We start from the raw sequence: 18,782 nt of genomic DNA, 5'->3' as shown, positions 1-18,782 counted from the left end.
TGACGAGTCCATGGTGACAGCCCCTTTCCAGGATCCCACCGAGATCCCGCTGCGTGGCGGAAACGTCAGCACGGTGGTGCGGGTCGGCGAGACGGTCCGGCGCAACGCCGGACCGTGGACCCCGACCGTGCATGCCCTGCTACGCCATCTCGAGTACGCCGGTTTCACCGGTTCCCCCCGTGCCCTGGGCATGGACGAGCACGGCCGTGAGGTGCTGTCCTACCTGCCGGGCGAGTGCGGGGAATACCCGCTGGCCCCGCACTGGGTCACCGACGAGGCGCTGGTCACCGTCGCCACCATGCTGCGCATGTTCCACGATGCGCAGGCGGGTTTCCGCACGCCGCCTGGTGGGGTGTGGCGCTCGTTCGGGCCGCCGCCGCCGGACGCGGAGATCATCTGCCACCACGACGCCGCCCCGCACAACGTCATCTGGCGGCCGGACGGCACCCTCGCGATGATCGACTTCGACCTCGCCTCGCCCGGCTCGCGCATCTACGACGTGGCATACGCCGCCTGGACCTGGGTGCCGATCTTCAGCGACCGCGACTCGATCACGCTCGGCTGGCACCGGCCCGACCGGCCCCGCCGGCTGCGCCTGTTCGCCGACGCGTACGGGCTGATCCCGCGCGACCGGCACCGTCTCGTGCGGACCATCCGCAAGCGCATCGTGGACCACGTCGAGGGCATCCGCCGCCTCGCCACGGCGGGGGAGCCGGCGTTCGTACGTATCGTGCAGAAGGGCCACCTTCGTCGTCCGCTTCGCGACCTTCGGCTGATTGACTACGAGCGGTACACGCTGGAGCACGCGCTGCGCTGAAACGCGCCATGAATGGTCTCCTCACGTGTGAACATTTCTTCACACGTACGAAACAGATCGTGACGTGCCGGAAACCGAGCAGCGTCATTGCGCGAAACAGGGGTTGGCGATGCTGCCCCCCAACCAGCACCGATGGCACTGCGGCGATCGGTCGGGGATGACACGACGAGCGGCCCGCCGACACGGCGGCGCCACGACGGTCGACCTCGGGGCTGGCTGGGAGGAACCCACTCACTTAGGAGGGCAGCGTGCTGCTCGTCGAAGATCCACCGACGATCGACACCGGCAACACAGCGTGGCTGCTGGTCTCGTCCGCTCTGGTGCTGCTCATGACTCCGGGTCTGGCGCTGTTCTACGGCGGCCTGAACCGTGCCAAGGGCGTCCTCAACATGATGATCATGAGCTTCGCCTCGATCGGGCTCGTCTCCATCATCTGGGTCGTCTATGGCTTCACGGCCGCGTTCGGCACGAACGAGAACGCGGACCTGAACTCTTTCATCGGTAACTTCTCCACCTACCTGGGGATGCCGACCGACAAGACGGGCGAGATCTGGTTCCTGGCCGGCGCGTCGACGGGTATCCCGACGTACGTGTTCGCCATCTTCCAGATGATGTTCGCGATCATCACGGTCGCCCTGATCAGCGGCGCGATCTCGGACCGGGCGAAGTTCGCCGGCTGGCTGCTGTTCGCCTTCGGCTGGGTCACCCTGGTCTACATCCCGGTCGCGCACTGGGTCTGGGGCGGCGGCTTCATCGGCGCCAAGATCTTCGCGCTCGACTTCGCCGGTGGCACCGCGGTCCACATCAACGCGGGTGCCGCGGCACTCGGTGTGGCCCTGGTGCTCGGCAAGCGCATCGGCTGGCCGAAGGACAAGTTCAAGCCGCACAACGTGCCGTTCGTCGCCCTGGGCGCCGGTCTGCTGTGGTTCGGCTGGTTCGGGTTCAACGCGGGCTCGGAGCTGACGGTCGACGCCATCACGGGTGTCGCGTTCCTGAACACCCAGGTGGCCACGGCCGCCGGTCTGCTCGGCTGGATCATCGTCGAGTGGTTCCGTGACGGCAAGCCGACCCTGGTCGGCGCGTCCTCCGGCGCGGTCGCCGGCCTGGTCGCGATCACCCCGGCCTGTGGCTTCATCCCGACCCTGCCCGCGGTGCTGCTCGGCCTGGTGGCCGGCGCGGTCTGCGCGCTGGCGGTCGGCCTGAAGTACAAGCTCGGCTACGACGACTCGCTCGACGTGGTCGGCGTGCACTTCGTCGGTGGCTGGATCGGCTCGCTGTTCATCGGTCTGTTCGCCAGCACCGAGCTGAACTCCTTCATCACCACGCTGGGCGGCCAGGACGGCCTGTTCTACGGTGGCGGGGTCACCCAGCTCGGCCGGCAGGCGCTGGCCAGCGGCATCGTGACGGTCTTCTCGTTCGTCGTCGCGGCGCTGCTCGCGTTCGTCATCGACAAGACCATCGGCTTCCGGGTCAAGCCCGAGGCCGAGGTCGAGGGCATCGACGTGGCCGAGCACGCGGAGAGCGCGTACGAGCTGTCGTCCTCGGCGGGCGGCGGCAGCGCCGGCGCCTTCGCTCTGGCCGGTATCGGTACGCCCAAGGCCCCCAAGGCCGATGTGGAAGAGACGGCACCGGCCACCGAAAAGGTGTCCGGCTAAGGTTCCCAGATGGAGGGGTTGAGCATGAAGCTGGTCACCGCCGTCATCAAGCCGTACCAGTTGGACGCCGTGAAGGAGGCTCTGCACGCCATGGGCGTCGCCGGGCTGACGGTCAGCGAGGTCCAGGGTTACGGCCGGCAGAAGGGCCACACCGAGGTGTACCGGGGTGCCGAGTACACGGTGGAGTTCCTGCCGAAGATCCGGATCGAAGTGGTCACGGACGAGCTGGACGTGGAGAAGGTCGTCGACTCCATCGTCACCGCCGCCCGGACCGGCAAGATCGGGGACGGAAAGGTCTGGGTCACCGAGGTATCCGAGGTGGTCCGGGTCCGCACCGGCGAGCGCGGACTCGACGCGCTCTGAGGCAGTAGTCGCAACAACCTGAAAGAGGACCACATGGGCCCGGGGAACGTCGTAGCTTCCGCATCGGACAGCGCGGCGGGCCCCGGGCCCGACTATGCGCGGCTCGCGCTGCGGGAACAGTCCTCCATCGGCGCGGACGCCCGGCTCGCCCGGGCCGACGCGCTCGACGCCTGGCTGCGCCGGCTGCTGCCGGACACCCCCGGCGTCGCCCTGGTGGCCGTCGGCGGCTTGGGCCGCCGCGAGTGCACGCCGCACGGCGACCTGGACCTGATCCTGGTGCACGCCGGGGTGCCGCGGGTCGACGAGCTGGCCGCGTCACTGTGGTATCCGATCTGGGACGCCCGGATGGGCCTGGACCACTCCACCCGCACCGTCGCCGAGTCGCTCGACGCGGCGCACGACGACGTCAAGGTGGCCCTCGGGCTGCTCGACGCCCGCCACATCGCCGGTGACCCGGCGCTGTCCGCCCAGCTGGGCCGGGCCGCGGTGGACCAGTGGCGGCGCACCGCGCGCCGCCAGCTGCTGCGCCTGCGGGAGCTGGTCGAGGAGCGCCACGCGGCCCACGGCGAGCTGGCCTACCTGCTCGAAGGCGACGTGAAGGAGGCCGCGGGCGGCCTGCGCGACGTCGGCGTGCTGCGCGGCATCGGTGTCGCCGGGGTGGCCGACGCACTGCCGCCCCAGGTGCGCGCCGCCGCGACCCGGCTGCTCGACGTACGCGACGCGCTGCACGTCAGCATCGGCCGGCGCAACGACCGGCTGCGGGCCCAGGAGCGCCTGCAGGTGGCCGAACTGCTCGGGCTGGCCGACGGCGACATGCTGCTGCGCCGGATCGGGCTCGACGCCCGGGCCGTCTCGTGGTCGCTGACCGACGCCTGGCGCTCGGTGCAGCGCTGGACCGCGGCCGGGTCCCGCCACGGTGACCCGCGCACCCGCGAAGCGGTGACCGTACGCCGCCCGATCGCCCGCGACGTGGTCGCCGCCGACGGCGAGATCGTGCTGGCCCGGGCAGCGGTCGGCCCGCACCCCGACCCGTCGCTGTCGCTGCGGGTGGCCGCCGCCGCCGCCCAGCACCAGATGCCCATCGCGCGCGCCACCCTGGAGTGGCTGGCCCGGTTCTGCCCGCCGCTGCCGACCCCGTGGCCCGCCTCGGCCCGCACCGCCCTGCTGACCCTGCTCGGCGCGGGCACCGGCCTGGTCGCGGCCTGGGAGGCCTGCGACCGCTTCGGGCTCACCTCGGCCTGGCTGCCGCAGTGGACCCGGCTGCGCGGCACCCCGCAGCACCACCCCGTGCACCGCTTCACCCTCGACCGGCACCTGGTGCAGGCCGCCGCGAACGCCGCCACCTGGTCGCGCGAGGTGGCCCGGCCCGACCTCCTGGTGCTCGGCGCGCTGCTGCACGACGTGGGCAAGGGCCTGCCCGGTGACCACAGCGAGGTCGGCGCGGAGCTGGCCCGCGAGATCGCCACCGCGATCGGCCTGCCCCCGGCCGACGTGGACACCATCGCCACGCTGGTGCGATACCACCTGGTGCTGCCCGACACCGCGACCCGCCGCGACCTCGACGACCCGGCGACGATCAACCACGTCGCCAAGCTCGTCGGGGACACCGGCACGCTCGAACTGCTGCAGATGCTCGCCCGTGCCGACGCCCAGGCCACCGGCCCGGCCGCCTGGTCGGCCTGGAAGTCCAAGCTCATCGACGACCTGTGCGCGCGGGTGCGCAAGGTGCTCGGCGGCGGGCAGCTGCCCGAGCCGACCCTGCCCGACCCGGCGCTGCTGGCCGGGCCGCTGCCGGTGGTGCAGGTCGCCGACGACTGGGTGGCGCTGGCCGCGCACGACCGCGTCGGCCTGCTCGCCGCGGTCGCGGGCTGCCTGGCCACGCACAAACTGGAGATCGTCGCCGCGGGCACGTCCACGATCGGTGAGCGCGCGATCATCGAATGCGCCGTGAACAACCGCTACGGCGCCCCTCCGGACCGGGAGCTGCTGGCCGCGGACCTGCGCCGGGTCGGGCTGGACCAGCTGCCGCTGCCCCGCCGCCTGGGCAGCGCGGGTGGCCGCAAGCCGGTGACCGGCGCCGAGCCGCGGGTCATCTGGGGTGAGGCGACCGGCGCGACGCTGCTGGAACTGCGCGCCACGGACTCGCCCGGCCTGCTCTACCGGGTCACCTCGGCGCTGGCGGAGCTCGGCGTCGACGTGCGCACCGCCCGTGTCTCCACCCTCGGCGCCGACGTCGTCGACGCCTTCTACCTCGTCGGCGACGTCGACCGCGACACCGTCGAAGCCGCCGTCCTCGCCGCCGCCTGATCCCGCCGCGGTGCCCTACTCGGCCGTCGCGCGGGTGGTCCTTGATCATCCGACTTGCCTGGTACCTGTGCGTATCTTGAACCCGCTTTCGCCCATGTGCCAGGCAAGTCGGGCGACCTTGCGCGGCCGGTCGGCCGTCGGCGCGGCGGCGGGGGTCAGGGTCGCGCGGGTGGGCGGTTCGGGGGGTCGGCGGGGTGGGTATGCGTGACCGGGCGGCAGTGGGATCGGGCGGTGAGGGCAGCGGCTACCCTTACCAGGGCTGCCTGTAGCCGCTCATTCAGACGAACTCGACCAATTGGGGATGTTGCGCTGTGTTTGACACCCTGAGCGACCGGCTCTCCGGCATCTTCTCCAAGCTGCGGAGCAAGGGCCGGCTCACCGACGCCGACGTGGACGCCACCGCCCGGGAGATCCGGCTGGCGCTGCTGGAGGCGGATGTCGCCCTGCCGGTGGTGAAGGCCTTCATCTTCCGGCTCAAGGAGCGGGCGCGCGGCGCGCAGGTCTCGCAGGCGCTCAACCCGGCCCAGCAGATCATCAAGATCGTGCATGAGGAGCTGGTCGCGGTCCTCGGCGGGGAGGCTCGGCGGCTCCAGTTCGCCAAGCAGCCGCCCACCGTGATCATGCTGGCCGGTCTGCAGGGATCCGGTAAGACCACGCTCGCGGGCAAGCTCGCCCGCTGGCTCAAGGCCCAGGGCAACCAGCCGCTGCTGGTCGCCTGCGACCTCCAGCGCCCCAACGCGGTCAACCAGCTGCAGGTGCTCGGCCAGCGCGCGGGCGTCGAGGTGTACGCGCCGGAGCCCGGCAACGGCACCGGCGACCCGGTCCAGGTCGCCAAGGACTCGATCGAGCACGCGCGCCGCCACATGCGCGACATCGTGATCGTCGACACCGCGGGCCGCCTCGGCATCGACACCGAGATGATGGCGCAGGCCGCCGCGATCCGCGACGCGGTCAACCCCGACGAGATCATCTTCGTCATCGACGCGATGGTCGGCCAGGACGCCGTGGCCACCGCGGAGGCGTTCCGCGACGGCGTCGGCATCACCGGTGTCGTGCTCTCCAAGCTCGACGGCGACGCCCGCGGTGGCGCCGCGCTGTCCGTGCGCGAGGTCACCGGGCAGCCGATCCTGTTCGCGTCCACCGGCGAGAAGCTGGAGGACTTCGACGTCTTCCATCCCGACCGGATGGCCAGCCGCATCCTCGGCATGGGCGACGTGCTGACCCTCATCGAGCAGGCCGAGCAGGCCTTCGACGAGGAGCAGAAGGAGAAGATGACGGCGAAGCTGCTCGGGGGCGAGCAGTTCACGCTGGAGGACTTCCTGGACCAGCTCATCGCCGTACGCCGGATGGGTCCCATCGCGAACCTGCTCGGCATGATGCCGGGCATGGGCCAGATGAAGGACCAGCTGGCCGAGCTGGACGACAGCCACTTCGACAGGGTCACCGCGATCATCCGCTCGATGACCCCGGGCGAGCGCACCACGCCGAAGATCCTCAACGGCTCGCGCCGGGCCCGCATCGCCCGCGGCTCCGGAGTCACCGTCACCGACGTGAACCAGCTGCTCAACCGCTTCGAGCAGGCGCAGAAGATGATGAAGCAGATGGGCGGCATGATGGGCCTGCCCGGCGGCGGCCGCCGCAAGGCGACCAAGTCGCCCAAGAACAAGCGCAAGGGCACCAAGAGCGGCGGCGGTCCGCGCGGCGGTTTCCCGGCCGGTCTGCCCGGCATGGGCGGCGGCATGCCGCAACTGCCCCCGGGCATGGACCCGGCCGCGCTGGAGCAGCAGATGGGCATGGGCGGCGGCAGCCCGTTCAAGGCTCCGAAGCTCGACTTCGGCAAGCTGATGAAGGGCGACGACAAGGACAAGGACAAATAGGTCCGGTCCGTCCCGCACGGTTTTTGAAGATCGCCACCTCAGGGTCCGCTACCGGTCACCCCCCGACGCCGGGCCTGAGGTGGCGATCTTCGTCTGCATGGGATCGATGCATGCAGTCGGGGAGGCGCCGGCACAGTTGCTGACTGCCATCACTCAGCTGTGCCGACGCCCCGCGCCTGCATCCATTATCGAACATGTGTTCGAACAAAAGCAAGGGACCGTCCTCGATCCTGCGACGCACGACCCGTTCGGGTGGCGGCGGCGACCCGTCACGCCGCCGTCGCGGAGATCCAGTCGTATGGGACAGTGCGAGGCATGGCGACGGCGCTGCATGTGCGGGGCGTGGTGCTCCCCGACGACGAAGTCCGTGATCTGTGGCTGGTCGGCGACCGGGTGTCGCTGACCCCGGTGTCCGGGGCGCAGACGGTCTCCACCGGCGGCTACGTGCTGCCGGGACTGGTGGACGCGCACTGCCACATCGGCATCGCGCCCGGCGGGGCCCCGGTGACGAGCCTGGCGCAGGCGCGGGAGCTGGCCTTCGTCGACCGGGACGCCGGGGTGCTGGCGATCCGGGATGCGGGCTCGCCGTATCCGTACGCCGAGCTGGACGACGACCGCGACGTGCCGCGACTGGCCCGCGCGGGCCGGCATGTCGCGCCGCCGCGGCGGTACCTGCCCGAGATCGGGGTGGAGGTGCCCGCGGACCAGGTGGTGGCGGAGGTGACCCGGCAGGCGGCGGCGGGCACGGGCTGGGTGAAGCTGGTCGGCGACTGGATCGACCGCGACCGCGGCGACCTCGCGCCCGCCTGGGACGAGGCCACGCTCACCGCGGCCGTGGGCGCGGCGCACGCGGCCGGGGCGCGGATCACCGCGCACTGCTTCGAGGAGTCGAGCGTCGCGACGCTGGTGCGCGCGGGCATCGACTGCGTCGAGCACGGCACCGGGCTGTCGACCGACCTGCTCGACGAGATGGCGCGCCGGGGCACCGCCCTGGTCCCGACAATGATCAACATCGAGACGTTCGGGCACATCGCCGAACGGGCCGAGGCGAGGTTCCCCGGGTACGCCAAGCACATGCTCGCGCTGCGCGACCGGTTCCCGGCGGTGGTGTCCGCGGCGCACGAGGCCGGGGTGCCGATCTACGTCGGCTCCGACGCCGGCGGCGGCATCGCACACGGCCTGGCCGCACAGGAGATGCTGCGCCTGCACGCGGCCGGAATGTCCGCGTCCGACGTGCTCGCGGCCGGTTCCTGGCGCGCCCGCGACTGGCTCGGCTTCCCCGGCCTGACCGAGGGCGGCCTGGCCGACCTGGTCGTCTACGACGAAGACCCCCGCCGCGACCTGCGCACCCTGCTCGCCCCACAACGCATCGTCCTGCGCGGCCGCGTCATCCACTGACCGGTTCATGATCGCCGGACTTGCCGGGCACGTGTGCGTATCTTGGGCGCGCTTTCGCCCATGTGCCAGGCAAGTCGGGCGATCTTGAGCACTTCGGGCGGCGGGGTGGGGCGGGACACGGGCGGGCTGGGGGGAGCGGGCGCGGCGTGGGTCAGTAGGATGACCCGCTATGGCGCGTGTGCTCACTCCCCGGGCGGAAGACTTTCCCCGCTGGTATCAGGACCTGATCTCCAAGGCTCAGCTGGCCGACAACGGCCCGGTCCGGGGCACCATGGTCATCCGACCGACGGCCTACGCCATCTGGGAGCGGATGCAGGCCGACATGGACTCCCGGATCAAGGCGGCGGGCGCGGAGAACGCGTACTTCCCGCTGTTCATCCCGGAGAGCTACCTCAAGCGCGAGGCCGAGCACGTCGAGGGCTTCTCGCCCGAGCTCGCGGTGGTCACCCACGGCGGCGGCAAGCAGCTGGCCGAGCCGGTCGTGGTGCGTCCCACCAGCGAGACCGTCATCGGCGAGTTCATGGCCAAGTGGGTCGACTCCTACCGTGACCTGCCGCTGCTGCTCAACCAGTGGGCCAACGTGGTCCGCTGGGAGATGCGCCCGCGGATCTTCCTGCGCACGTCGGAGTTCCTGTGGCAGGAGGGGCACACTGCCCACGCCACCGAGGCCGACGCCAAGGCATACACCCTGAAGATCCACCACGAGGTGTACGAGCGCCACATGCGTGAGCTGCTCGCCATTCCCGTGGTGCTGGGCCGCAAGACCAACCGCGAGCGCTTCGCGGGCGCCACCAGCACGTACACGCTGGAAGCGATGATGGGCGACGGCAAGGCGCTGCAGATGGGCACCTCGCACGAGCTCGGCCAGAACTTCGCCAAGGCGTTCGACGTGGCGTACTCGTCGCAGGCGGGCACCCGCGAGCACGCCTGGACCACGTCCTGGGGCACCTCGACCCGCATGCTCGGCGGCCTGATCATGTGCCACGGCGACGACAACGGCATGCGCGTCCCGCCGGCGCTCGCGCCGATCCAGGCGATCGTCACCGTGGTCAAGGAGACCGACGGCTCGATCACCTCCGCCGCCCGCACGCTGGTCGAGGACCTGGCCGCGGCCGGTGTCCGGGTCAAGCTGGACGACCGGGTCGACACCCCGTTCGGCCGCCGCGCCGTCGACGCGGAGCTGAAGGGCTACCCGATCCGGATCGAGGTCGGCCCGCGCGACCTGGCCGAGGGCCGCGTCGTGCTGGTGCGCCGCATCGATGGCTCGAAGACCCCGATGCAGCTCGGTGAGGCGGTCGGCGCGGTCACCGCCGCGCTGGAGGCCGACCAGAAGGCGCTGTACGACGAGGCGCTGGCCCGCCGGGAGGCGAACACCGTCGAGGTGTCCACCCTGGACGAGGCCCTCGAAGCGGCCGGCACCGGCTGGGCCCGGGTGCCGTGGTCGGCGGTCGGCGTCGACGGCGAGGCGCTGGCCAACGAGCGCGCCATCACGGTGCGCTGCCTGTTCCGGGCGGACGGCTCGGTCCCGGCCTCGCAGGACGAGCCCGACCTGACCGCGATCCTGGCCCGCTCGTACTGACCCGAACGACACGAAAGCGGCCCCCGGCCAGGCTCCGGGGGCCGCTTTCGTCATCTCACGCGGCCGGTTGCTCCGGCAGCCGCGACAGGATCACCCCGAGCGTGTCCTTGATCAGCGACACGTCGGTCTTGAGCGTCGACACGTCGGTCTTCAGCCCGGCGACGTCGTCGTCCAGTGCCGAGAAACGGGTGTTCATCTCGGCGCGGGTGTCCTCCAGGTCGCGCCGCAGCCCGGTCAGGTCGGACCGGTGCTGCTGGTGGTACACGGTGTGCCGCTCGAGCATCGCGGTGTGCTTGCGCTGCGTTTCGGCGATCTCACCGACCTGCACGATGACCGTGGTCGCATCCTCGTCGATCTTCCGGATGCGCTGGTGCTCGACGTGGTGCTCTTCGACGGGAATCGACATTCCCACGTCCTCCTGAGTCTGACTGCAAAGGGACTACTCAGGAGCGGCCACACTCCCAATCCGGTCCGGTCGCCCGGTGTGAGCCGCCCGTTCCCGCTCTCCCATTAGCGGCCGGGGGTGGTGCTGTGGTGCTGTGGCGTCCGGTCGACTCTAGTGTCGTACGACTTGGTCAATCAAGTTCTTCGCTAGGGTTGGCACATGCGTTTCGAACCCGGACGGGTGATCCTGCACCGCCACTTCCACGGCCACCGGATCGGCCTGCTCAAGACCGCGGTGGTCGCCGCCGACGACGAGCAGGGCCTGCTGCTCTGGCTGCCCCGCGGCGCGCCGATGCTGGACCGGCTCGCGGTCGACCGGCGGGGGCTGCGGGCCATGCCGTTCGCGGAGTGGATCGAGACGGAGACGAAGCTCTGGGACGTCACCTGGTCGGGGCCGAGCCTGCTCAAGTGGCTGCCGCGCGGCGAGGACCACTCGGTCTGGTTCTTCCGCGACGACGCCGGCCGGTTCACCCGCTGGTACGTCAACCTCGAGGAGTCCGGGGTGCGCTGGGACGACGGTTCCGTCGCCGGCGTCGACATCGTGGACCAGGACCTCGACATCGTGGTCGCGCCCGACCTGTCCTGGCGCTGGAAGGACGAGGAGGAGTTCGCCGAGCGCCTGGCGCACCCGCAGCACTACTGGGTGGCCGACGGCGAGGCGGTGCGGGCCGAGGGCGAGCGGGTGGTGAAGCTGATCGAGGCGGGCGCCTTCCCGTTCGACGGCACCTGGTGCGACTTCCAGCCCGACCCGGCCTGGACGGTGCCCGCCGAAGTCCCGGCCGGCTGGGACCGCCCCCGCGCTCGGCCGTGACCGCCGTCCCGCGGCCGTGACCGCTGGGTTGCGGCCGTGATCGCTGTCTCGTGCCGAAAAGTCAGGTCAGGCCATCGGTCTTGGCGCCAGACGGTGATCATGAACCGGGGGCTGACGTCCAGGCGGGGCCGCGCGGGCTGCGCTAGGCCGGTAGCGTCGCGGCGCATGTACTTCGAGACGGGGCAGACCGTGCTGCGGCGGTGCTGGCGGGGTGGGCGGATCACGTTCCTCCAGGCGACCACGGTGGTCGAGGACGGCGAGCGGGGCCTGCTGCTGTGGCTGCCGGCGGGCACGACGTACTGGCGGATCATGACCGGGGACGGCCGCAGCCACCATGACGGCACCCTCGACGAGCTGGGGCCGGACGCGATCCTGCGCCCGCTGGTGTGGGCCGGCAACGATCTGCTGATGTGGCAGCGGCCTGGCGAGCCGTGGTCGGTGTGGTGGTTCTTCCCGGGCGGGCGGTTCGGCAGCTGGTACGGCAACCTGGAGGACCCTTTCGTCCGCTGGCGTGACGGGGACGTGTGCGGCGTCGACTTCGCCGACAACGCCCTCGACGTGCTGGTGGAGCCGGATCTGAGCTGGCGCTGGAAGGACGAGGGCGAGCTCGCCGCCAAGACCGGTCATGCGGACTACTGGGATGAGGCGGGCGCCGCCCGGATCCGGGCCGACGGGGCGCGGCTGATCGAGATCGCCGAGGCGGGGCGATTCCCGTTCGACGGGACCTGGTGTGATTTCCGTCCCGATCCCGCCTGGCCGGTGCCGCGGCGCACAGCGGGTTGGGACCGCCCGCGTGCGATCCGGCCCGTTCCGTCTGGCACAATGACTAGCTGATATTCGGTGCGTTTCCGGCTGCCCTCTAACTTCCGGGGCGCGGCGATGTCTCGAGCAACGGAGCCCGGCAACCCCACGCAGGGCGATGGCGCTCACCTCAAACCCACAGGAGTGTAAAACCGTGGCCGTTCGTATCCGGCTTCTGCGGATGGGCAAGATCCGCAACCCGCAGTACCGCATCGTCATCGCCGACTCGCGCACCAAGCGCGACGGCAAGGCGATCGAGTACGTCGGTATCTACCAGCCGAAGGAAGACCCTTCGGTCATCGAGGTCAAGTCGGACCGGGTGCAGCACTGGCTGTCGGTCGGCGCGCAGCCGAGCGAGTCCGTGATCGCCATCCTCTCCAAGACCGGCGACTGGCAGAAGTTCAAGGGCCTGCCGGCCCCGCCGCCGCTGCTGATGGCCGCGCCGAAGGCCGACCGCAAGGCGACCTACGAGGCCGCCGCGCAGGCTGCCGCGGGCCTCGAGCCCGCCAAGGCCGCCCCGGCCAAGAAGGCCGCGAAGGCGGAGAAGCCGGCGGCTGTCGAGCCGGTGGCCGAGGCCAAGGCTGAGGAGCAGACTGTTGCGGCCGGCGACGAGCAGCAGAGCTGACGCCGCGCTCCGGCCCGCGCTGGAGCACCTCGTCAAGGGCATCGTGGACCACCCGGACGACGTCCGGGTGCGTATGGTCGACAACCGCCGCGGGCCGCGGCTGGAGGTCCGGGTTCATCCCGAGGACCTCGGCACGGTCATCGGCCGTGGTGGTCGCACCGCGCGGGCCCTGCGCCAGGTGGTCGGCTCGGTCGGCGGCAAGGGCATCCGTGTCGACATCGTCGACGCGTTCTGACGGCGGATCAGCATTCCCATGCTTCTGATCGTCGGACATGTCATGCGCGCGCACGGCATCCGGGGCGAGGTCCTGGTGCATCCGCGCACTGACGAGCCCGCGTTGCGCTTCGCGGTGGGCTCGACGCTGGTCGTCGAGCCCACCGTGGCGGGACTGCCGGGCAAGCTCACGGTGGAGGAGGCGCGCCCGCACTCGGGCGAGCTGATCGTCACCTTCGCGGAGATCACCGACCGCAACACGGCCGAGCTGGCCAAGAGCGCGGTCCTCAACGTCGACTCCGCCGAGGTCCCCGCGCCGGAGGACCCGGACGAGTTCCTCGACCACCAGCTGGTAGGCCTCGACGTGTTCACCGTCGGCGGCGAGCCGCTGGGCAAGGTGGTCCGCATCGACCACGCGCCCGCGTCGGACCTGCTGGTGGTACGCATGCCCGACGGCCGCACCGGCCTCATCCCGTTCGTGAGCACGATCGTGCCCGAGGTGGACGTGCCCGGCGGCCGGATCGTCGTCGACCCGCCCGGCGGGCTGTTCGACCTGTGACGGGGCAGGGTTTGCGCGTCGACGTCGTCACCATCTTCCCGGAGTACTTCGCCCCGCTGGAGCTCTCGCTCATCGGCAAGGCGCGCACCACCGGGGTCCTCGACCTGCACCTGCACGATCTGCGCGGCTGGACGCACGACGTGCACCGCACCGTGGACGACACCCCGTACGGCGGGGGGCCGGGCATGGTGATGCGGCCGGAGCCGTGGGGCCAGGCCCTCGACGAGCTCGTGCCGCAGGGCACGCCGGCGCGGCTGGTGGTGCCGTCGCCGGCCGGCGCCCCGTTCACCCAGTCCACCGCGTACGCGCTGGCCGCCGAGCCGCACCTGGTCTTCGCGTGCGGCCGCTACGAGGGCATCGACCAGCGGGTGCTGGACCATGCCGCGGAGCGCATGCCGGTCAGCGAGGTGTCGCTGGGCGACTACGTGCTGTTCGGCGGCGAGGTCGCGGTGCTGGTGATGCTGGAGGCGATCACCCGGCTGATCCCCGGGGTGCTCGGCAACGCCGACTCGCTGGCCGACGAGTCGCACGCGCACGGCCTGCTGGAGACGCCGGTCTACACCAAGCCGCAGTCGTGGCGCGGGCATGACGTGCCCGACATCCTGCGCTCCGGCGACCACGGAAAGATCGCCCGCTGGCGGCGCGACCAGGCGCTGCTGCGCACCGCCGCCCGCCGCCCGGACCTGCTGGCCGCGCTGGACCGGGCCGCGCTGGACAAGCGTGACCTCGCTCTACTCGACGGGGCTGGATTTCCGGCCCACCCGGTCGATGTGGCAGAGTAGAGGGGTTGCCGTCCGCGGACGGTGACGTCTGCCGTCTGTCGGGCACGCCGTGCGCGACGACGAGGACTCAAGCCCACCCCGCCCCGTGCGGCGCCCGCCTGGGTCAGTATCGCCCACACGCGTATCGGCAGCCGATGCGCTGAGATTCAAGGATGCAGCGATGAACACGCTGGACGCACTTGACGCCGCCTCCCTGCGGACCGACCTCCCGATGTTCCGGGGCGGTGACACCGTCAAGGTGCACGCCCGGGTCGTCGAGGGCAACCGTTCCCGTGTGCAGGTCTTCCAGGGCGTCGTCATCCGCCGCCAGGGCTCGGGCCTGCGCGAGACCTTCACGGTCCGCAAGCTGAGCTTCGGCGTGGGTGTCGAGCGCACCTACCCGCTCCACGGGCCCGCCATCGACCGGGTCGAGGTCGTGACCCGTGGTGCCGTGCGCCGCGCCAAGCTCTACTACCTGCGCGACCTTCGCGGCAAGAAGGCGAAGATCAAGGAGCTGCGCGAGGCCAAGGTCGCCTGAGACCACGCTTACGCCGGAACGGGCGGTGACACCTTCGGGGGTCGCCGCCCGTTTCGTGTACCCACCGGTCTGTTAAAGCTCGTATCACTGACTGAACGGGACTCCCGAAAAGTTCTCCGTTCTTCTAGGCTTGCGGCCGACATCAAGTGGCGAACTTCACGAGCGGCGGCAGTTGTGGCACTCCTCCCCACCAACAGGGCATCCCACGACGACGGGTTCACGGGCGAGCAGTGGAAGAAGCGCCGCCGCCGCCGCCGCGGCCGCAAGGGCATGCCGCTGTGGCAGGAGCTCCCGCTGCTGCTGGTGGTGGCGTTCTGCCTGGCGGTCCTCATCCGCACCTTCCTGATGCAGGCGTTCTACATCCCCTCCGGCTCGATGGAGGACACCCTGCTGGTCGGCGACCGGGTGCTGGTCAACAAGGTGGTCTACGAGTTCCGCGACCCCACCCGCGGCGAGGTCATCGTCTTCAAGGGACCCGACAACTGGGCCCCGGAGAACGGCGCGGACCCGGACGCGGGCTTCTTCTCCAAGCTCGGCCGGACCGTGGGCGACCTGGTCGGCATCAGCCAGCCCGGCGAGAAGGACTTCATCAAGCGCGTCATCGGCCTGCCCGGCGACCGGGTGTCCTGCTGCGACGTCGAGGGTCGGATCTACGTCAACGGTGTTCCCATCGACGAGCCGTACGTGATCCGCAACTCCCCGCGCGGCGAGGCGGGCGACAAGACCTGCAACTCGCGTGACTTCGACGAGGTCATCGTCGAGCCCGGCATGCTGTTCGTGATGGGCGACCACCGCCTGGTGTCGCAGGATTCGCGCTGTCAGGGACAGGTGCCGATCGACGACGTCATCGGCAAGGCGATGGTCGTCGCGCTGCCGTTGAGCCGCTGGGGATCGGTGGCCCACCAGGAGGTCTTCGACAAGGTGCCGGACACGAATTCGGCTGCGGGCGCCGCCGCGCCGGACTCCGGCGCGTCGGTGTCGGTGGCCCTGCCGCTGCTGCTCGGGGCGGTCGTGGTGCGCCGCAGGCTTACACGCGACAGGGCAACACAGCACGGGTGATCGTCGTTTCCAGTTTCGCCGCGTAGGCTCCGTGCGTGATTGACGAGCAGACCAAAAGCAGCAAAGGGTCGTTCTGGCGTGAGCTGCCGATCCTGCTGGGTGTGGCCATCATCGTGGCATTCCTGGTGCGGCAGTTCGTGGTGCAGACGTTCTTCATCCCCTCCGGGTCGATGGAGCACACTCTGGACCTCGACGACCGGGTGCTCGTCAACAAGCTCGTCTACGACTTCCGCACGCCCGAGCGTGGCGAGATCATCGTGTTCGTGTCACCCGAAAGCTGGCGTAACACCCCCGAGCACGAGGATTACATCAAGCGGGTGATCGGCGTGCCCGGCGACCGCGTCGTGTGCTGCGACCCGCAGGGACGCATCCAGGTCAACGGCCACCCGCTCGACGAGCCGTACGTCTACCCGGGCAACAAGATGGCGCCCGAGGATTTCGACGTCACCATCCCCGAGGGCCGGCTGTGGGTGATGGGCGACCATCGCGAGGCCTCGGGCGACTCGCTGGCCAACTACAACAACCACGGCCAGAACATCGAGGAGGCCACGATTCCGCTGGACTCCGTGATCGGCCGGGCCTTCGTGCTGTTCTGGCCGTTCAGCAGGACCACCTGGCTCACGGTCCCCGACACGTTCGCGGGTGTGCCGGAGCCGACGTCCGGAGGCTGACACAGGGTAGAGGTGGGGTCACCGGACGCGCGCGTGCCGCGTAGGCTCCGGCGCATGATCGACGACGAGAAGAAGCCGCGTGCCGGCCGGGGATCCTTCTGGAAAGAACTGCCGGTCCTGCTGGTGGTGGCCCTCGTCGTCGCCCTGCTGGTGCGGCAGTTCGTGGTGCAGACCTTCTGGATCCCCACCGGCTCGATGGAGCAGACGCTGCTCATCGACAACCGGGTGCTGGTGAACAAGCTCGCCTTCGAGTTCGGCGAGCCGGCGCGCGGCGAGATCGTCGTCTTCGAGGCCCCGGAGAGCTGGCGCAGCTCCACCGAGCAGGAGGACTTCATCAAGCGGATCATCGGCCAGCCCGGTGACCACGTGGTCTGCTGCGACGCGCAGGGCCGGATCACCGTCAACGGGCAGCCGCTGGACGAGCCGTACGTCTTCCCGGGCAACAAGGCGGCTCCGGCGCCGTTCGACATCACGGTGCCCGCGGGCCGGGTGTGGGTGATGGGCGACCACCGCGAGGCCTCCGCGGACTCGCTGGCCAACTACAACGGCCACAACCAGGACATCATGCAGGCGACGATCCCGCTGGACGCGCTCGTCGGGCGGGCCTTCGTGCTGTTCTGGCCGTTCGACCGGGCCACCTGGCTGACCGTGCCGGAGACCTTCGACGCCGTGCCGGACCCGTCGCCCGGCAAGTGAGGCCCCCGCGCCCGGCGTGTGCCGGGCGGGTCGCACGAATTAGGCTGCATCACATGCAGGCAGAGCGCCGGTCGAGGCGGGCCGGACGGGTGCTGTTGGTGGACGCGGCGGAACGGGTGCTGCTGTTCCGTGGCAGCGACCCGACTCACCCGGACGTGTACTACTGGTTCACCCCCGGCGGCGGCCTCGACGACGGCGAGACGACCGCGCAGGCGGCCGCCCGTGAGCTGTACGAGGAGACCGGCCTGGCCGTGCCCGCGGCCGAGCTGGGTGCCGCAGTGCACTCCGAGGTCGCGCTGTTCTCGTTCGACGGCGTCGCCTACCGCCAGGAGCAGGACTTCTATCTGGTACGGGTGCCCGAGTGGCACGTCGACACCAGCGGCTTCGACGAGGTCGAGCGGCAGTGGGTGCACGCCCACCACTGGTGGAGCGTGCCGGAGCTGCGCGAGACCGGTGAACTGCTCTATCCGGCCGATCTCGTCACGGTGCTGGACGGCGCGGGGGTCGGCCCGTGCTGAGCCCGTCGCGCCCCGTGCTGCGCGTGGACGGCGGCGTGTACGCCCTGGAGCGCGCGCTGCAGCGGCGCGGGTTCGCGGTGGTGGCCGGAGCCGACGAGGCGGGTCGTGGGGCCTGTGCGGGGCCGCTGGTGGCCGCGGCGGTGGTGCTGCCCGACGCCAAGCGGGCCGAGATCGAGGGCCTGACCGATTCGAAGCTGCTCACCCCGGCCACCCGTGACCGGTTCTTCGACGTGGTGCAGGCGACCGCGCTGGCGTACGCGGTGGTGGTCGTCGGTCCCGACGAGATCGACGCGCGCGGGCTGCACGTGTGCAACGTGGCGGCGATGCGGCGCGCGCTGGCCGCGCTGTCGGCCCGCCCGTCGTACGTGCTGACCGACGGCTTCCCGGTGGACGGGCTCGGCGTGCCGAACCTCGCGGTGTGGAAGGGCGACCAGGTCGCGGCCTGTGTCGCGGCGGCCAGCGTGCTGGCGAAGGTGTCGCGCGACCGGATCATGACACAGCTCGATATGGTGTACCCGCAGTACGGCTTCGCGCTGCACAAGGGGTACAGCACCGCGGAACACCAGGCGGCGCTGGAGGAGCACGGGCCGAGCCCGGTGCACCGCCGCTCCTACCAGAACGTGGCACGCGCGGAGCGGGGTCGCGACGGGCGAAGCGGGGTGGCCGAGCTGGCGGCGGCGACCGGCCTCCGTGGCTAAACGCGCGCCGCTGGGCGCGGCGCGGTACGGTTCATCGGCAGGATGTGGGCCGCAGGAGGGCGAACGATGAGCGCAGAGGATCTCGAGAAGTACGAGACCGACATGGAGCTGCAGCTCTACCGGGAGTATCGCGACATCGTGCGCCAATTCTCCTACGTGGTGGAGACTGAGCGACGGTTCTACCTGGCCAACCAGGTGGACCTGCACGTGCGCAACTCCGACGGCGAGGTCTACTTCGAGGTCGAGATGCACGACGCCTGGGTCTGGGACATGTACCGTCCCGCCCGGTTCGTGAAGAATGTCCGGGTAATGACCTTCAAGGACGTCAACGTCGAGGAGCTGGAGAAGCCCGACATCTCGCTGCCCACCGAGGGCGGGTTTTGAACGTCCGG

Annotated in this window: 21 protein-coding genes; 20 read left to right on the top strand and 1 reads right to left on the bottom strand. The window is 70.7% G+C overall.

The genetic code is table 11. From position 1 onward, the window contains the following. The first annotated feature begins 10 nt into the window (after positions 1–10). From F9C41_RS29480 to proS, 7 genes are all read left to right on the top strand, one after another. Positions 11–817, top strand: a complete 807-nt coding sequence (locus tag F9C41_RS29480; protein ID WP_120318496.1) for an aminoglycoside phosphotransferase family protein — start codon at positions 11–13, stop codon at positions 815–817. Between the two features lie 248 nt (positions 818–1,065). Beyond that, positions 1,066–2,472: an ammonium transporter gene (locus F9C41_RS29475; protein WP_120318497.1), complete on the top strand. Its 1,407-nt coding sequence runs from the start codon at positions 1,066–1,068 to the stop codon at positions 2,470–2,472. Between the two features lie 24 nt (positions 2,473–2,496). After that, a complete protein-coding gene (locus F9C41_RS29470; protein ID WP_166386781.1) occupies positions 2,497–2,835 on the top strand; it encodes a P-II family nitrogen regulator in 339 nt (112 codons plus the stop codon). Positions 2,836–2,868: 33 nt separating this feature from the next. After that, on the top strand, positions 2,869–5,142 hold the full coding sequence (locus F9C41_RS29465) for a [protein-PII] uridylyltransferase (RefSeq protein WP_155390085.1): 2,274 nt from the start codon (positions 2,869–2,871) through the stop codon (positions 5,140–5,142). Positions 5,143–5,453: 311 nt separating this feature from the next. Beyond that, entirely contained in the window at positions 5,454–7,019 is a 1,566-nt protein-coding gene (gene ffh, locus F9C41_RS29460; RefSeq protein ID WP_155390084.1) for a signal recognition particle protein, read from the top strand. Between the two features lie 315 nt (positions 7,020–7,334). Further along, the gene (locus F9C41_RS29455; protein ID WP_155390083.1) at positions 7,335–8,417 is read left to right on the top strand and encodes an amidohydrolase family protein; all 1,083 of its coding nucleotides are present in this window, start codon (positions 7,335–7,337) and stop codon (positions 8,415–8,417) included. Between the two features lie 169 nt (positions 8,418–8,586). Beyond that, positions 8,587–9,996 (top strand): proline--tRNA ligase, encoded by a 1,410-nt coding sequence (gene proS / locus F9C41_RS29450; protein ID WP_155390082.1) that lies wholly within the window; start codon positions 8,587–8,589, stop codon positions 9,994–9,996. A gap of 55 nt (positions 9,997–10,051) precedes the next feature. On the opposite strand, the gene F9C41_RS29445 is transcribed toward proS, so the two are convergent. Then, a complete protein-coding gene (locus tag F9C41_RS29445; protein ID WP_155390081.1) occupies positions 10,052–10,402 on the bottom strand; it encodes a hypothetical protein in 351 nt (116 codons plus the stop codon). 198 nt (positions 10,403–10,600) lie between these two features. Here F9C41_RS29445 and F9C41_RS29440 point away from each other — a divergent pair, with 198 nt between their 5' ends. The 13 genes from F9C41_RS29440 (at position 10,601) to F9C41_RS29380 (ending at position 18,774) form a co-directional block, all read left to right on the top strand. After that, positions 10,601–11,251: a ribonuclease FAU-1 family protein gene (locus tag F9C41_RS29440; protein WP_155390080.1), complete on the top strand. Its 651-nt coding sequence runs from the start codon at positions 10,601–10,603 to the stop codon at positions 11,249–11,251. 165 nt (positions 11,252–11,416) lie between these two features. Next, entirely contained in the window at positions 11,417–12,085 is a 669-nt protein-coding gene (locus tag F9C41_RS29435; protein ID WP_155390079.1) for a DUF402 domain-containing protein, read from the top strand. Positions 12,086–12,206: 121 nt separating this feature from the next. Then, complete coding sequence (rpsP, locus tag F9C41_RS29430; RefSeq protein ID WP_155390078.1) at positions 12,207–12,677, top strand: 30S ribosomal protein S16; 471 nt, start codon at positions 12,207–12,209, stop codon at positions 12,675–12,677. Beyond that, positions 12,649–12,912, top strand: a complete 264-nt coding sequence (locus tag F9C41_RS29425) for an RNA-binding protein (protein ID WP_155390077.1) — start codon at positions 12,649–12,651, stop codon at positions 12,910–12,912. The genes rpsP and F9C41_RS29425 overlap by 29 nt, the downstream gene beginning before the upstream one ends. A gap of 18 nt (positions 12,913–12,930) precedes the next feature. Next, positions 12,931–13,449 carry a ribosome maturation factor RimM gene (gene rimM / locus F9C41_RS29420; protein ID WP_155390076.1) on the top strand — a complete coding sequence of 173 codons (519 nt, stop codon included), beginning with the start codon at positions 12,931–12,933 and terminating at the stop codon, positions 13,447–13,449. Between the two features lie 11 nt (positions 13,450–13,460). After that, positions 13,461–14,231 carry a tRNA (guanosine(37)-N1)-methyltransferase TrmD gene (trmD, locus tag F9C41_RS29415; RefSeq protein ID WP_155390075.1) on the top strand — a complete coding sequence of 257 codons (771 nt, stop codon included), beginning with the start codon at positions 13,461–13,463 and terminating at the stop codon, positions 14,229–14,231. A gap of 160 nt (positions 14,232–14,391) precedes the next feature. Next, positions 14,392–14,748 carry a 50S ribosomal protein L19 gene (gene rplS / locus F9C41_RS29410; protein ID WP_120318509.1) on the top strand — a complete coding sequence of 119 codons (357 nt, stop codon included), beginning with the start codon at positions 14,392–14,394 and terminating at the stop codon, positions 14,746–14,748. Positions 14,749–14,922: 174 nt separating this feature from the next. After that, positions 14,923–15,807, top strand: a complete 885-nt coding sequence (lepB, locus tag F9C41_RS29405) for a signal peptidase I (protein WP_230690114.1) — start codon at positions 14,923–14,925, stop codon at positions 15,805–15,807. A gap of 35 nt (positions 15,808–15,842) precedes the next feature. Then, positions 15,843–16,478: a signal peptidase I gene (gene lepB / locus F9C41_RS29400; protein WP_155390074.1), complete on the top strand. Its 636-nt coding sequence runs from the start codon at positions 15,843–15,845 to the stop codon at positions 16,476–16,478. Positions 16,479–16,532: 54 nt separating this feature from the next. Continuing rightward, positions 16,533–17,174 (top strand): signal peptidase I, encoded by a 642-nt coding sequence (gene lepB / locus F9C41_RS29395; protein WP_155390073.1) that lies wholly within the window; start codon positions 16,533–16,535, stop codon positions 17,172–17,174. Between the two features lie 53 nt (positions 17,175–17,227). Then, positions 17,228–17,692 carry an NUDIX hydrolase gene (locus F9C41_RS29390; protein ID WP_155390072.1) on the top strand — a complete coding sequence of 155 codons (465 nt, stop codon included), beginning with the start codon at positions 17,228–17,230 and terminating at the stop codon, positions 17,690–17,692. After that, entirely contained in the window at positions 17,686–18,390 is a 705-nt protein-coding gene (locus F9C41_RS29385) for a ribonuclease HII (protein WP_155390071.1), read from the top strand. The genes F9C41_RS29390 and F9C41_RS29385 overlap by 7 nt, the downstream gene beginning before the upstream one ends. A gap of 66 nt (positions 18,391–18,456) precedes the next feature. After that, positions 18,457–18,774, top strand: coding sequence for a DUF2469 domain-containing protein (locus F9C41_RS29380; RefSeq protein ID WP_020523399.1), 318 nt, complete (start codon positions 18,457–18,459; stop codon positions 18,772–18,774). Positions 18,775–18,782 lie beyond the last annotated feature (8 nt).

The sequence above is a fragment of the Catellatospora paridis genome (genome assembly GCF_009720365.1).
GTDB lineage: Bacteria > Actinomycetota > Actinomycetes > Mycobacteriales > Micromonosporaceae > Catellatospora > Catellatospora paridis.
The sequence above is the reverse complement of the archived record's forward strand: the minus strand, read 5'-3'. Positions and strand labels throughout refer to the sequence as shown.